Raw genomic sequence first — 14551 nt, forward strand, 5'->3', positions numbered from 1 at the left:
CGTCTCTGCCCTTCCCCGTCCGGCCGAGTCGATGCCCTTCCAGTCCCAGTCCCGAGCCCAGGCCATGCCCTGCGACGACTTGAGCGCCATGCACGCTGCCGCCTCCGCCCACCCGGGCGCGGGCACCGGCGACGGCGCCAAGCCCGCCGCGGCACGGCGCCAGCCGGGCAGCGCGCTGCGGCAACTGGAAGCGCTGGCGCAGGACGAATTGCGGCAGATGCTCGGCAGACGTGCGCCGGCGGCGCAGGACGGCGGCATCGCCGACCCGGTCTGGGCCGGCCTGGCCTGGGACATGGGCCTGAACGGGACCGCCATCGCCGCGGCCGGCACCGCGCCGCCGCTGCCTGGCTACCTGGCGCTTGGCGATCACGACTGACCGACCGGCGTAGCCGCCGCGGCCTGCGCCGCGGATGAGCGGCAGCGCATCGAGACATCTTCCGTCTTCGCGCCCCGCGGGTCGCGCTGCGGATGTTGTAGGAGCGGCTTCAGCCGCGACCGATTCTGACCGCAGGGCCGGTCGCGGCTGAAGCCGCTCCTACAAGGTGCTGGATACAAGGCGCGGCGTCTGCGAATCGCTGAAACACCCTAGCTGGGGTTCTCCAGCGAGAACAGGTCCGCCTGCTTGTCGTAGGCGAAGTATTCGGCGTAGCGCGCCCAGCTGGTCACCGCCTGCACGGTTTCCGCCGCGTAGTCCTCGGACATGTGGTCTTCCAGTTCGTCGCGGAAGCGCCGCGCCGGCGCGTGGTGGGTCGGGCGTTCGTCGAGCACGCGGCGGATGTGCGCGGCCAGCGGCACGTAGGTGGCCAGGTGCTGGGCGAACAGTTGCTTGCGCGCGTCGGTGCCGAGCTCGGCGAAACGCTGCCCGGCCGGGGTCAGCTGCAGGTCGCCCTGCTCGAACACTGCCAGGCGCAGCAACTGCAGGGTTTCGGCGATCGGGAACAGTTCGTCCACTTCCAGCTGCAGGCTGGCGGCCAGCGGCGGCAGGTCGGCGCGGCCGTGGTAGGGCTCGGCCGCCACTGCCTCGACCAGGCCGGCCAGCAGGTTGCTCGATACCCGCGGCAGCACCATGGCGATGCCGCTGCCGGGGAACACGCCTTCGCGCGCCTGCGGCCGCTGCGGGCTGGCGGTCATGCGCGCATAGATGTCGTCGACCAGGGCGCGGAACGCCGGCGCCAGGCGGTTGCGCGGCTGCGGCAGGGTGACCTGGATCTCGCCGATCACCCGGCCCGGATTGGCGCCGAAGATCACGATGCGGTCGCACATCAGCACCGCCTCCTCGATGTTGTGGGTGACCATCAGGATCGACTCGATCGGCATGCGCCCCTCCGACCACAGGTCGAGCAGGTCGGTGCGCAGGGTCTCGGCGGTCAGCACGTCCAGCGCCGAGAACGGCTCGTCCATCAGCAGCAGCTTGGGCCGCACCACCAACGCGCGGGCCAGGCCGACGCGCTGGCGCATGCCGCCGGACAGCTCCTTCGGATAGGCGCCCTCGTAGCCGTCCAGGCCGATCAGGTCGATCGCCGCCAGCGCGCGCCGGCGGCGTTCGTCGACGGCCACGCCGCGCGCCTCCAGGCCGACTTCCACGTTCTGCAGCACGGTCAGCCACGGAAACAGGGCGAAGCTCTGGAACACCATCGCGATGTCGTCGATCGCCTGGGACGGGGTGGCGTCGCGGAACGCGATGCTGCCGGCGCTGGGCTGCAGCAGCCCGGCGATGGCGCGCAGCAGCGTGGACTTGCCCGAGCCCGAACGCCCGAGCAGGCCCACGATCTGGCCCGAATGCAGGGTCAGGTCGACGTCCTCCAGCACCACCAGCGGGGTCGCCCCGCCCTTGTCGTAGCTCTTGCGCACGCCTTGCACGCGGACCAGCGGTGCGCGCTCGGGGGCGCTTGCGGAAAAGGTCATGGTCGTTTCTCCAGGGGGTCGTCAGTCGAAGCGCAGGCGGCGTTCGGCGAAGGCGTACAGGCGCCGCCACACCGCACGGTTGAAGAGGGTCACGAACAGCGACATCACCGCCACCCCGAGCAGCACCCGCGCGCCGTCGCCGGCGGCGGTGGCGCGGGCGATGTAGGAACCCAGCCCGTACGCCTGCACCCGGGTGTCGCCCCAGCTGGCCAGTTCGGCGACGATGCTGGCGTTCCAGGAACCGCCCGAGGCGGTCAGCGCGCCGGTGATGTAGTACGGGAAGATGCCCGGCAGGATCACCCGCCGCCACCAGGTCCACGAGCGCAGCTGGTAGACCGTGGCCGCCTCGCGCAGGTCGGTGGGAAACGCGCTGGCGCCGGCGATCACGTTGAACAGGATGTACCACTGCGTGCCCAGGATCATCAGCGGCGACAGCCAGATGTCGGGGTTGGCGCCGGTGGCGACGATCGCCAGCACCGCGAACGGGAACAGCACGTTGGCCGGGAACGCGGCCAGGAACTGCGCCAGCGGCTGCACCCGCTGCGCCAGCGTCGGGCGCAGCCCGATCCACACCCCGATCGGCACCCACACCACGCTGGCCAGCGCGATCAGCACCACCACCCGCGCCAGCGTGGCCAGGCCGCCGCCGAACGCCTCGGCCAGGTCGTGCAGGCCCAGGTGGCGGCGGCCGTAGTCGAACGCGAACCAGGCCGCGGCCAGCCCGGCGATCGCCAGCGCCGCGCTCCACAGCCGGTCGCCCCAGGCGCTCGCGGCGCCGCCCTGCACCGCCGCCGGGCGTGCCTGCCGCGGCGCCCAGCGCAGCAGCAACGCGCGCTGCCAAACCCAGGCCAGCGGCGCGACCAGGCGCTTGGCCAGGCGGGTGCGCCGCAGCAGGTCGTACAGCCACGACTGCGGCTTGTCCTGCGAGGCGGTGAGTTCGGCGCGGAACTTGTCCGACCAGGCGACGATGGGGCGGAACAGCAGCTGGTCGTACAGCGCGATCAGCACGCCCATCGCCAGCACCGCCCACCCGACCGCGGCGAAATCGCGCTGCGCGATCGCCAGCGCCAGGTAGGAGCCGATGCCGGGCAGTTCCAGGGTGTGATCGCCGACCGTGATCGCCTCGGAGGCGACCACGAAGAACCAGCCGCCGGACATCGACATCATCATGTTCCAGACCAGCGCCGGCGTCGCATACGGCGCCTCCAGCCGCCAGAAGCGCTGCCAGGACGACAGGCCGAAGCCGCGGGCGACCTCGTCCAGGTCGCGCGGCACGTTGCGCAGCGACTGGTAGAACGAGTACGCCATGTTCCAGGCCTGGCTGGTGAAGATGGCGAAGACCGAGGCCAGCTCGGCGCCGACCTGGCGGCCGGGAAACAGGCCCAGGAAGAAGGTCACGGTGAAGGTCAGGAAGCCCAGCACCGGCACCGACTGCAGGATGTCCAGCGCCGGCACGATCAGCCGCTCGGCGCGGCGGCTCTTGGCCGCCAGGGTCGCCACCACGAAGGTGAACAGCAGCGAGGCGGCCATCGCCGCAAACATGCGCAAGGTGGTGCGCAGGCCGTATTCGGGCAGCTGGCGCAGGTCCAGCGACACCGCCGCGGTGCCCGGCGGCGGCAGCGGCGCGCGCATGTCGGCGGCGCCGTGCAGCAGCAGCACGCCCAGCGCCAGCAGCAGCGCGAACACCGCCAGGTCGTGGAGATTGGGCAGCACGCCGGGGCGTGCGGCGACAGCGCCGGGCGCGTTGCGGTCGCGGGGAAGTAGCACCATGGGAAGTTTCCGGCAGGATGGCGCAGCGGATGCGCCGCGGGTGGGGGAGATGGTGGAACCAGCGGGGGACGGCGACTCAGTCCGGCAAGGCGACATTCAAGCCGAGCGTCAGCCAGCGCTGCGCCGGATCGGCGCTGCGGCGCCCGGCCAGCAGGTCGACGCTCGCCGCGCCGTTGAACGCGTAGCGGGCGCCGGCTTGGGCCAGGGTCGCGGCGCGTTCGCGGTAGCACTCGCCGAGCCAGGTCCAGTGGCCGCCGGCGGCGCGCTCCAGGCCCAGCCCGGCATGCGCGCCGCCGACGCCGCTGCGCGGCTGCGACCAGCCCAGGTTGACGTGCAGCAGCGCGCGCCGCTGCGGGTCCAGGGCAAAGCTCAGCGGCAGATTGAGCGTGCTCTCGGCATAGCGCGGCGAACGCGCCTGCCAGCTCGATTCCAGCGACAGCGCCGCGCCCCACCCGCCCTGCTCCGGATCGCGCAGCGACTGCTTGATGCCGATCGCGAACGCGGAGGCGGCAGCGCCCAGGCCACGGCTCAGGGTGAGCCCGACTTCGGTCGACGCCCAGGCGCAGGCGGGGGCGGCAGTGAGTTCGCCGGCACCGGCGTCGCGCCACCACGATTCCACCTGGCAGTGGCCGGCGGCCGTGATCGACGCATCGTCCACCCACAGACTGGCCCCGGCATGCGCGCGGGCGACCGGCAGCGTGCAAAGGGCGCACAACAACAACAACGACAACGACGACGACAGATGCATGGGCGGCTCCGGACTGCGGAAACGCCAGGGGCTCACGCTCGGAAAGGCCTCGCGGATCGGGCATGCGTACTGCGGAAATCTCGCCAGCGCCGGGCGGCGGTGGCGAACGGTCCCGTCCTGAGCGGACGGGACCCATCTGGGACGAACCCAGACCTTGGCGGTCCTGTCAGCTCAACAGCTGCAGCGTCGGTCTAGGATGACTGTCCAAGGAAGTGGCCTCTGGCCGGGGGCGATGGGCGCGCAGTATAGCCAGCCAATGCGGCGCCGCAACACCGTGCCGCGCGGCCTCGCGGCAGGCGTTCACTGGCCAGCAAGCACCAGCCGCGGCTGCGTCGCCGGCAGCATGCCGTGACGGGTGCGCAGCCACGCCGCCAGCTCCCGCGGCGGCAGCGGCCGCGAGTGCAGATAGCCCTGGATCTCGTCGCAGCCCTGCTCGCGCAGCAGCGCTTCTTCCTGCGCCGTCTCCACGCCCTCGGCCACCACCTGCATGCCCAGCGCGTGGCCGAGCTGCACGATCGCCTGGGTGACCTTGGCGGTGCCGCTGTCGTGCAGCATGTCCTGCACGAAGCTGCGGTCGATCTTCAGCCGCTGCACCGGGAAGCGGTTGAGGTAATGCAGGTTGGAGAAGCCGGTGCCGAAGTCGTCCACCGCCAGCAGCACGCCTTCCTGCTCGAACAGTTCGAAGCAGCGGCGCAGCGATTCGGTGTCGCGGATCAGCGCCGACTCGGTCAGCTCCAGCTCCAGCCGCTTCGGCGACCAGCCGTTGCGCTGGCACAGTTCGATCACCCGCTCGGCGAAGCCGCGGTCGCGCAGCTGCATCGCCGAGACGTTGACCGATATGCGGTCGAAGCTCAGCCCCGCCGCGTCCCAGGCCGCGGCCTGGCGGCAGGCCTCGTTGATCACCCAGTCGCCCAGGCGCACGATCTCGCCGCATTCCTCGGCGATGGGAATGAACTCGGCCGGATTGCAGTGGCCATGCCCGGGGCGGTGCCAGCGCAGCAGCGCCTCCACCGCCGGCGCGCGTTCGCCGGTCGCATGCACCAGCGGCTGGTACACCAGCGAGAACTCCTCGCGGTCCAGCGCGCCGTGCAGCGCGTGCTCGATCTCCAGGCGCCGCTGCGCGCGCAGCAGCACGTCCTGGCTGTAGTAGTGGCAGGTGTTGCGGCCCGATTCCTTGGCCGCGTACATCGCCGCATCGGCGGCGCGCAGCAGGCTGTCGAAATCCTGGCGGCCCTCCTCCATCAGGGCGATGCCGATGCTGGCGCCGATCTTGATCACGTTCTCGCCGTTGTGCAGCGGCTCGGCCAGCGCCGCGATCAGCTTGCGCGCCACGTGCCCGGCGTCGCCCGGCTCGGCCAGGTCGCGCAGCACCACCACGAACTCGTCGCCGCTGAAGCGCCCGAACAGGTCGCTGGTGCGCAGCTGCTGGTGCATGCGCGTGGCGGCCAGCTTCAGCAGCGCATCGCCGGTGGCGTGGCCGAAGGAATCGTTGATGCTCTTGAACCCGTCCAGGTCTACGAACAGCATCGCCAGCGTGCTGCCGCGCTCCACCGCGTCGTGCATCGCCTTCTCGGCCTGCTCGCGCAGCAGCTGCCGGTTCGGCAGCCCGGTCAGCAGGTCGTAGTGGGCCAGCAGCTCGATGCGCTCGCTGGCCTCGCGTTCGCGGGTGATGTCGCGGAACAGCACCACGAAGCGCGGCGGCAGGCCGTCGCGGTCGTCCAGTTCGATCAGCACCTGCACCCAGACGCGGTGCCCGGACGGGCGGTGGAAGCACAGGTCCAGCTGCTCGGGCAGCCCGCCGTGGACGATCCGCACCAGCGCCGCCTCGAACGCGTCGCGCGAGTCCTGGGTGTACAGCGCCAGCGCCTGGTCCAGGTCGATGTTCTCCTTGCGCAGGCCGTGGATGCGGTAGCACTCCTCGGTCCATTGCATGCGCCGGGTGCCGACCTCGATCTCGCAGCCGCCGATCTTGCCCAGCGCCGAGACGCGGTTGAGCAGTTCGGTGCGCCAGCGGATCAGCGCGTCGGTCTGGCGCTGTTCGGTGATGTTCTGCACCTGGCCGAGCACGCGCTGGATGCCGCCGTCGGCTTCCAGCTGCGGTTGCGCCCAGACCCGCAGGTGCAGCGGCGCCTCGCTGCCGCGCACCAGCTCGACCTCGAAGTTGGCCTGCTTGCCGTCGCGCTGCATGCGCCGCCAGATCGCGATCACCTGCGCGGCCGACTCGCGGCTGAGCAGGCGCAGCCAGCCGCGGCTGCTCGGCACCTGGTCCTCGGCCAGCCCGGTCACGTGCAGGAACTCGCGCGACCACCAGATCCGGTTCTGCAGCGGATCCCACGACCAGCTGCCCATGCGGGTCATGCGCTGCGCCTCGCGCAGCAGGGTCTGCTGGTCGCGCAGGCGCTGCTCGAGCAGCTTCTGCTCGTGGATGTCGGTATGCGTGCCGACCATGCGCAGCGGGCTGCCGTCGGCGGTGCGGGCGACGATGCGGCCGCGGTCCAGGATCCAGCGCCACTGGCCGTCCTGCTGGCGCAGCCGGAACTCGCAGACGTAGGTCGGGGTGCGGCCTTCGAAATGGGCGCGGATCGCCTCGCGCAGGCGTGCCTGGTCCTCGCTGTGCACCAGCGGCAGCAGCGTGTTGAGCCCGTAGTCCGGCGCCTCGCCGCTGTAGCCTAGCATCTGCTTCCAGCGCTCGGAACGGAAGATCGTGTCGCTGGGGATGTCCCAGTCCCACAGGCCGTGTTCGGCGCTGTCCAGGGCGATTTCCCAGCGCGTGGCGCCGTTGCCGTCGACCGGCTCGGGCACGCTCAGGGTATAGGCCAGCAGCGCGCCGGCATCGTCGCGGACCGCGCGCAGCCAGCCGTCCAGGCGCCGCCCCGCGGTGCCGGGCAAGGCGCAGGCGAGCATGCCCTCGCCGTCCAGCAGGCGTTCGCGTACGTCGCGCATCAGCTCGGCATAGGCCTCCACGGTGCGCGGCAGCTCCAGCGCCTGCGCGGCCCGGTTCGCGGCCAGCGGCCGCCCTTCGGCGTCCAACAGGACCACAGCCGAGGTGAGCGGATGCTGCAGCAAGCTTGCGATGACGCCTTGATCCACGCCGAGGTGCTCCGTTTCTACCGCGCTGAGGCCGGCGGACGAAGGAGATAACGGCACCCGCCGCCATTAATTGAGCGCGCGGCCGGCCGCATGCCGCCGCGCCGGGCCCGCCAGGCCGCCCGCCTTGGTGGGCCGCGGTGACCGCTTGCCGCTAAGATGGCGGCGGACAACTACCGCCGCACCAGGCTGTCGGGGCATGCAACCACAATTCGATCTCCCCCCGACCCATCCGTCGTCGGACCTGCGCCTGGCGCAGCGCCTGGACCGCGGCATCTGGCGGACCGCGCTGCTGTACCTGCTGCTGGGCCTTGGCTGGTCGCTGGGCAGCGACCTGCTGCTGGCCAGGTTCGTGGACGACCCGCGCACGCTGGCCGTGCTGAACCTGGCCAACGACGCCGTCTTCCTGCTGTTGACCGCCATCGCCCTGTACTTCCTGCTGCGTCCCCTGGTGCGCGGGGCGATGCAGGTGCACGCGCGGCTGGCGCTGTCGGAGGCCGGCTACCGGCAGATGTTCCAGGCCAATCCCAGCCCGATGCTGGTCTACGACCTGGAAACGCTGCGGGTGATCGACGTCAATCCGGCCGCGATCGCCTTCTTCGGCTGGCCGCACGACGCCTTCGTCGGCCTGGAGCTGGAGCGGCTGTGGCCGCCGGGCGCGTCGGCGCGCATGCGCGAGGTGATCCGGAGCATCCGCGACACGCCGTCCAAGGTCTGCGTGGTGGCCGAGCCGCTGCGCCTGCGCGACGGCAGCCAGCGCATGGTCGAGTCGCGCAGCACCGGCCTGGACTACCAGGGCCGCGACGCGCGGCTGGTGGTGATCAGCGACCGCAGCGCCGAGCACGAGGCGCAGCAGCGCCGCGACCAGGCCCTGCAGCGGCTGGAGGAGGCGCAGGCGATCGCCCGCCTCGGCTCCTGGCAACTGGACCCGTGCAGCGGGCTGGGCCGCTATTCGGACCAGGTCTACCGGATGCTCGGCCGGCGCGTGCCGGAGGAGCCGCGCGCGCATCGCCTGGAAGAGCTGCTGATTCCGGCCGACCTGGCCTCGCAGGCGCGCATCCAGCGCATGCTCGAAGAAATGTGCGGCGCGGCGCCGGTGCAGCTGGACATGCTGCTGCCGGTGCTGGCCGCCGACGGCCAGGCGCGCATGCTGCACCTGCGCGCCGAAACCGCCTGCGACGACGCCGGCGCGGCCTGCGTGCGCGGCACCCTGCAGGACGTGACCGAGCACGAGCGCTCGCGGCGCCTGCTGCACGAGCGCGAGGAACAGTTCCGCGAACTGGTGCGGGTGCTGCCCGACGGGGTCGCGATCCTGCACCAGGAGCACGTGCTGTACGCCAACGCGGCCTGCGCCGGGCAGTTCGGCTACGAGGGCGAGAACCTGCTCGGCGAACCGCTGCAGGGGCTGGTCCATCCCGGCGACCTGCAGCAGGTGCGCGAGCAGATGCGCGATGCCGGCGACAAGGGCGAACGCGGCGCGGCGGCGCGCATGCGGCGCCGCGACGGCTCGCTGTTCCATGCCGGGCTGTCGTTCGGCAACGTGCGCTACAGCGGCCGCGACTGCAAGCTGCTGATCGTGCGCGATCTCAGCGAGCCCGAGCGCATGCGCGACGCGCTGGCGCTGAGCAACCGCGAACTGCAGGCGATGGCGCGGCGGCTGTTCTCGCTGCAGGAGGACGAGCGCCGGGCGATCTCGCGCGACCTGCACGACGACATCGGCCAGGCGATCACCGCGATGAAGCTGTCCGCGCACGCGGCGCTGGACGAAGCCGACGCCGAGCGCCGCCGCGAGGACCTCAACGAGATCGTGCAGCTGGCCGACAGCAGCATCACCAAGCTGCGCAACCTGTCCACCCTGCTGCGCCCGCCGCAGCTGGACGCGCTCGGGCTGGAGGCGGCGCTGCGCTGGCAGGCCGGCATGCTGTTCCGCGCCTCGCCGGTGCGCCTGCAGCTGGACATCGCCGCCCTGCCCGCGCGGCCCAGCGGCGAGGTCGAGCAGGCCTGTTTCCGCATCGCCCAGGAGAGCCTGACCAACGTGCTGCGCCACGCCTGCGCCGGCGAGGTGCGCATGGCGCTGAGCGACGAACAGCACCGTCAGCTGCGCCTGGAGGTGGTCGACGACGGCGACGGCTTCGATCCGGCCGGGCCGCGCGGGCTGGGCCTGATCGTGATGCGCGAGCGCGCGCAGAGCGCAGGCGGTACCCTGCAGATCGATACCGCGCCCGGCGCCGGCACGCGGGTGACCCTGTGCCTGCCCTACGCCACGGCGGCGACGCCGGCGCACCCACCTGGACCCTGAGACGATGTGGAATCCCGCTGTCCCCGTGCCGCCAGACGACGAACTGCCGTCGCGCCTGGGCGCCGGCCATCCGGCGCTGACCGGCATGATCGGCGAGGCGCTGGCCGGCGGGCCGGGGGTGATGCTGCTGCACATCGACATCGACCACTTCGCCTCGATCAACGAGAACATGAGCGCGGAAGTGGGCGACCACGCGCTGGCGCTGCTGGCGCACCGGCTGCAGGCGCACCTGCGCGGGCGCGGCCTGCTGTGGCGGCACGGCAGCGACGAGCTGGTCATGGCGGTGCCGCGCACCGCCGACGTGCCGCCGCCGGAGGCCTTCGCCGAGGAGATCCGGCAGCAGATCGAACTGCCGCTGTCGGTGCTGCCGTACACCTTGTTCATGACCGGCAAGATCGGCGTGAGCCTGTGCCCGGAGCATTCCACGCGGCTGTCCACCCTGCTCGACTACGCCGAGGACGCGGTCTACCAGGCCGCGCGCGAGGGCGGCAACCTGGTGCGCCTGTACGCGGCCGACGGCCCGCCCAGCGCGCACAGCGAGAGCATCATCTCGCGGCAGATCGTCGATGCGATCCCCAACGGCGAGCTGCGCCTGCGCTACCAGCCGATGGTCAGCGCCCGCGACGGCCGCGTGGTGGGCATGGAATCGCTGCTGCGCTGGCAGTCGCCGACGCTGGGCATCCTGGTGCCGGAGCGGTTCATGCGCACCGCCGAGCGGCTGGGCGTGATCGTGCAGATCGGCACCTGGGTGATGGAGGGCGCGCTGCGCCAGGCGCGGCTGTGGCGCGACCAGGGCTTCGACGACTTCACCATCGCGGTCAACGTCTCCACCCTGCAGCTGCTGCGCCCGACCTTCTTCAACGAAGTGATGTCCGCGCTGCAGGCGGCCGGCGTGCCGCCGCAGATGATGGTGCTGGAGATCAACGAAAGCGCACTGACCAACAACGTCAACTTCGTCCACGAGACCCTGGCCAACCTGTGCCGCGAAGGCATCAGCCTGAGCCTGGACAACTTCGGCACCGGCGATTCCAGCCTCAGCGCGCTGGTGCGCTACCCGGTGGACAAGCTGAAGATCGACCGCAGCTTCATCAAGAGCGCGCCGGCCGGCAACCGCGAGGCGGCGATCGCCCGCGCCATCATCGCCATGGGCCACCAGCTGGGCATGGTGGTGATCGCCAACGGCGTGGAATCGCAGGCGCAGCTGGGCTTCCTGCGCCGCAACGACTGCGACATCTTCCAGGGCTACCTGTTCGGCGAGCCGATGTCGGCCGAGGCCGCCGGCATGGCGCTGCGGCGGCGCTACCTGCGCCCGGAATCGTTCACCGAGACCCGCCCGGACCGCACCCTGCTGCTGCTCGACGACGAGGAGAACGTGCTGCGCTCGCTGGTGCGCCTGTTCCGCCGCGACAACTACCGGATCCTGGCCGCCGGCAACGTGCGCGACGCCTTCGACCTGCTCGCCACCAACGACGTGCAGGTGATCCTGTCCGACCAGCGCATGTCCGACATGAGCGGCACCGAGTTCCTGGGCCGGGTGAAGATGCTCTACCCCGACACCATCCGCCTGGTGCTGTCCGGCTACACCGACCTGGCCACGGTCACCGACGCGATCAACCGCGGCGCGATCTACCGCTTCCTGACCAAGCCCTGGAACGACGACGAACTGCGCGAACACATCCGCCAGGCGTTCCGCACGCACGACGAACAGCGGCGCGATGCGGGGCCCTGAGGGGCTGGGATTCGGGATTCGGGATTGGGGATTGGCAAGAGCCGCAATGCCGGCTTTTCATTGACGCGCATGGGAATGGAACAACAAGCGCAGAACCGCGCTTCGAATCCCTGAGGGGCCGCGATTGGGGATTGGGGATTCGGGATTGGCAAACCGCAATGCCGGCTTTTCATTGATGTGCGCAGCGACGGAACAGCCCCGCGCAAAACCGCTCTTGCCAATCCCCAATCCCCAATCCCCAATCCCAGCTACTTCGGCTGCCGCACCGGAATCACGATCCGGAAGCTGGAGCCTTCGCCGACGGTGCTGGTCACGTCGATGCGGCCGTGGTGCTTGTTGATGATGCCGTAGGAGATCGACAGGCCCAGGCCGGTGCCGCTGCCGACCGGCTTGGTGGTGAAGAACGGGTCGAAGATGCGCTGCAGCAGGTCCGCCGGAATGCCGGCGCCGGAGTCCCTGAACTCGATCCACACCTCCTCGCCGTCCTGGCCGGTGCTGACCGCGATGGTGCCGCGCTCGCCGATCGCCTGGCCGGCGTTGAGCAGCAGGTTCATGTACACCTGGTTGAGCTCGGACGGCAGGCACTCGACCAGCGGCAGGTTGCCGTAGTGGCGGTCCAGGGTGACCTTGTACTTGAGCTCGTTCCAGATGATGTTGATCGTGGATTCGAGCCCGGCATGCAGGTCCACCAGCTTCCACGATTCCTCGCGGCCGGAGTACGAGAAATCCTTGAGGTCGCGCACGATGCGCGTCACCCGCTCGATGCCCTCGCGCGACTCGGCCATCAGCTGCGGCAGGTCGCGGCTGATGAAGTCGATGTCGAAGCGGGTGCGGATGTCGTCGATCTCCGGGATCAGCGCCTTGGGATCGGGTGCACGCAAGGCGCGCTCGTAGGCCTCGATCAGGGTGAACAGGCTGCGCAGGTACTCCTGCAGGCTGCCCAGGTTGGAATGCACGTAGCCGATCGGGTTGTTGATCTCGTGGGCGACGCCGGCGGCGAGCTGGCCGATGGAGGCCATCTTCTCCGACTGCAGCAGCTTTTCCTGCGCGCCGTTGAGGCGCAGGTAGGCCTGGCGCAGTTCGGCGTGGCGCTGCTGCAGTTCCTGCTCGTAGTCCTGCTGGCCTTCGATGCCCTGGATCAGCGCCAGGTAGTGGCCGTCGTCGCCGTCGGCATGGAAATACAGGTGCGCCAGCACCACGTGCTCTTCGGTCGGCAGGCTGCCGCTCCAGCGGCCGCTGCTGCGCGCCTGCGAGCGCGCATCGTCGGGCAGCCACTGCGCCAGGCGTTCGCCCAGCGCGCGGTCGTCGACGGTTTCGGCATTGCACAGGTGGCCGCGCGCGGCGCGGTTGGCCAGCAGCAGGCGGCCGTCGGCGCGGAACAGCACCAGGCCTTCGTCGATCAGCTCGCTCAGCGCGAGCAGGCTCTTGCGCGAAGGCAACGGCACCGCATCGGTGTAATCGGGGTCGGCGAGATTCACGAAAGGCGACGGGTAACGAGCGGACGCACAATATACGCCGATGCCATCGTCGGATGCGCGGCGCCGGCCCTGCGGCCGGCGTGGGTGGCTCAGGCGATCGCCAGGTGCCGGCTGGTGCGCAAGGTGCTGGACTGGCCGTTGGCATCGTAGGACGAGGCGCTCTCGCTCCGTCCCAGGTGACGCAATGCCCAGTTCACCTCGCGCCGCCGCCGCGACAGCAGCGCGCCGTTGGCGCGGTTGGCGTCGGCCAGTTCGCGCAACAGCGATTCGGCCTCGGCGCCGGCCGGCACGTCGGCCTCCAGCGCGCGCAACGCGGCCAGCTTGTCGCTGGTCGCCCGCATCAGCGCTTCCACGTTGTGATCCAACAGGGCCTGCCGTTCGCCGGCGAGCGCGTCGCTGAGCTGTTGCAAGGGGTTGGTCACGGAAGTGTTCATGCGCTGAGCTGTTGGTCCAGATCGAGCATACGATTGGCGATGACGTCGGGATTGATCTTGTAGCTGCCGTTCTGCAACGCGTTGCGCACCGACTCCACGCGGTTGCTGTCCACCGCCGGCGCGGTCGACAGCTCGCGCTGCAGGGTCTGCAGGCCGGACGCCTCGCCGGTCAGGCGCAGGCTGTCGGCCGCGGCCGTGGCGTCCACCGCGCGCGCCTGGCCGTCCTCGGACGCGCCGGAGGCGGCCTTGGTGCTGACGGACGTGGTGCGGAGCGCGGCCTGGCTGGGCAGGCTCCCCTCGATTTTCTGACTCATGGCGAGATCCTGTTACGGGTTCGGTGTAGGTAACGGCGTTACCCCACGGAACTTTAGTCCGGATCTCAACGCGTCACAAAAACGTCGCCATTTTGTGACACAGTTCCCTGAACGACGCGGCGTGACGACAGGTTCTCGACGGTCACCCGCTCGTTCTCGCCCCCGTCGCTGAGCGCGCGGCCAGCCATGCGTACCTCCAGCGACCCGTTGCGCGCCACCAGCGCCACCGTGTCGCCGCGCCGCACCAGCCGCTGCGCGACCAGATCGTTGGCCGACAGCAGCGTGCCGGCCGGCAGCGTGCGCCGCACCACCCGGCCGACCGCCATCGCCGGATCGGTCATCGCCGCACCGACGATCCGCGCCACGTCGCGCTTCTCCGACACCATATCGGCGGCACCGACGGTCTCTCCAGCGGCCAGGCCGCGGCTCAGCACCAGCACGTCCTGCAGGCGCCGCACCTTGACCGGCACGAACAGGCGCCAGCCGGCCTCGCGCGGGCAGCTCACCTCCACCGTGGTGGTGCCGGTCGGCTGCGCCTGCAGCGGCACCGGGCACAGCGGCACCCGCACCGACGGATCCAGGGTCGCCTCGGCCGTGGCGTCGGGCCCCAGCGTGGACAGCGCCGCGGCGCGGATCGAGTCGACCGGTTGGAATTCCGCGGCCCAGGCCGGCAATGCCGCCAGCAGGACCACTAACAGGATCAGGCGCATGGCCATCTCGCTAAAGGGATGAGTCGCCAGACCTCCTGCAAAGCCTGTGCCGCGATCGCGGGTCGGTCCCGGGGTCG

The 14551-nt window shown here is 70.7% G+C and carries 11 protein-coding genes; 3 read left to right on the top strand and 8 right to left on the bottom strand.

All coding sequences use genetic code 11. The annotated features are described in order from the left end of the window. Positions 1-88: 88 nt before the first annotated feature. Positions 89-376 (top strand): hypothetical protein, encoded by a 288-nt coding sequence (locus OCJ37_RS10470; protein ID WP_263109335.1) that lies wholly within the window; start codon positions 89-91, stop codon positions 374-376. A gap of 209 nt (positions 377-585) precedes the next feature. On the opposite strand, the gene OCJ37_RS10475 is transcribed toward OCJ37_RS10470, so the two are convergent. From OCJ37_RS10475 to OCJ37_RS10490, 4 genes are all read right to left on the bottom strand, one after another. Continuing rightward, positions 586-1905: an ABC transporter ATP-binding protein gene (locus OCJ37_RS10475; RefSeq protein ID WP_263109336.1), complete on the bottom strand. Its 1320-nt coding sequence runs from the start codon at positions 1903-1905 to the stop codon at positions 586-588. Positions 1906-1926: 21 nt separating this feature from the next. Next, a complete protein-coding gene (locus OCJ37_RS10480) occupies positions 1927-3675 on the bottom strand; it encodes an ABC transporter permease (RefSeq protein ID WP_263109338.1) in 1749 nt (582 codons plus the stop codon). Between the two features lie 76 nt (positions 3676-3751). Then, on the bottom strand, positions 3752-4423 hold the full coding sequence (locus tag OCJ37_RS10485; RefSeq protein WP_263109339.1) for a PA4824 family protein: 672 nt from the start codon (positions 4421-4423) through the stop codon (positions 3752-3754). Between the two features lie 300 nt (positions 4424-4723). Further along, a complete protein-coding gene (locus tag OCJ37_RS10490; RefSeq protein WP_263109340.1) occupies positions 4724-7513 on the bottom strand; it encodes a sensor domain-containing protein in 2790 nt (929 codons plus the stop codon). A 196-nt stretch (positions 7514-7709) separates the two neighbouring features. On the opposite strand from OCJ37_RS10490, the gene OCJ37_RS10495 reads away from it, so the two are divergent. Both OCJ37_RS10495 and OCJ37_RS10500 read left to right on the top strand, forming a co-directional pair. Continuing rightward, a complete protein-coding gene (locus tag OCJ37_RS10495; protein WP_263109341.1) occupies positions 7710-9809 on the top strand; it encodes a PAS domain-containing sensor histidine kinase in 2100 nt (699 codons plus the stop codon). A 4-nt stretch (positions 9810-9813) separates the two neighbouring features. After that, positions 9814-11538, top strand: a complete 1725-nt coding sequence (locus OCJ37_RS10500; RefSeq protein ID WP_263109342.1) for an EAL domain-containing protein — start codon at positions 9814-9816, stop codon at positions 11536-11538. Positions 11539-11786: 248 nt separating this feature from the next. On the opposite strand, the gene OCJ37_RS10505 is transcribed toward OCJ37_RS10500, so the two are convergent. From OCJ37_RS10505 to flgA, 4 genes are all read right to left on the bottom strand, one after another. Beyond that, complete coding sequence (locus OCJ37_RS10505) at positions 11787-12983, bottom strand: ATP-binding protein (protein WP_263113649.1); 1197 nt, start codon at positions 12981-12983, stop codon at positions 11787-11789. A 122-nt stretch (positions 12984-13105) separates the two neighbouring features. Then, on the bottom strand, positions 13106-13450 hold the full coding sequence (locus tag OCJ37_RS10510; protein WP_263109343.1) for a flagellar protein FlgN: 345 nt from the start codon (positions 13448-13450) through the stop codon (positions 13106-13108). After that, positions 13447-13764, bottom strand: coding sequence for a flagellar biosynthesis anti-sigma factor FlgM (flgM, locus tag OCJ37_RS10515; protein ID WP_263109345.1), 318 nt, complete (start codon positions 13762-13764; stop codon positions 13447-13449). The genes OCJ37_RS10510 and flgM overlap by 4 nt, the downstream gene beginning before the upstream one ends. A gap of 65 nt (positions 13765-13829) precedes the next feature. After that, complete coding sequence (flgA, locus tag OCJ37_RS10520; protein WP_263109346.1) at positions 13830-14474, bottom strand: flagellar basal body P-ring formation chaperone FlgA; 645 nt, start codon at positions 14472-14474, stop codon at positions 13830-13832. Positions 14475-14551 lie beyond the last annotated feature (77 nt).

This window comes from Xanthomonas sp. AM6 (assembly GCF_025665335.1).
Lineage (GTDB): Bacteria > Pseudomonadota > Gammaproteobacteria > Xanthomonadales > Xanthomonadaceae > Xanthomonas_A.

Bases quoted from the DNA above. Each gene is read 5' to 3' on its own strand.
- OCJ37_RS10510 (WP_263109343.1), bottom strand. From the start codon at position 13,450: ATGAACACTTCCGTGACCAACCCCTTGCAACAGCTCAGCGACGCGCTC.
- OCJ37_RS10495 (WP_263109341.1), top strand. From the start codon at position 7,710: ATGCAACCACAATTCGATCTCCCCCCGACCCATCCGTCGTCGGACCTG.
- OCJ37_RS10475 (WP_263109336.1), bottom strand. From the start codon at position 1,905: ATGACCTTTTCCGCAAGCGCCCCCGAGCGCGCACCGCTGGTCCGCGTG.
- flgA (WP_263109346.1), bottom strand. From the start codon at position 14,474: ATGCGCCTGATCCTGTTAGTGGTCCTGCTGGCGGCATTGCCGGCCTGG.
- OCJ37_RS10470 (WP_263109335.1), top strand. From the start codon at position 89: ATGCACGCTGCCGCCTCCGCCCACCCGGGCGCGGGCACCGGCGACGGC.
- flgM (WP_263109345.1), bottom strand. From the start codon at position 13,764: ATGAGTCAGAAAATCGAGGGGAGCCTGCCCAGCCAGGCCGCGCTCCGC.
- OCJ37_RS10500 (WP_263109342.1), top strand. From the start codon at position 9,814: ATGTGGAATCCCGCTGTCCCCGTGCCGCCAGACGACGAACTGCCGTCG.
- OCJ37_RS10485 (WP_263109339.1), bottom strand. From the start codon at position 4,423: ATGCATCTGTCGTCGTCGTTGTCGTTGTTGTTGTTGTGCGCCCTTTGC.
- OCJ37_RS10480 (WP_263109338.1), bottom strand. From the start codon at position 3,675: ATGGTGCTACTTCCCCGCGACCGCAACGCGCCCGGCGCTGTCGCCGCA.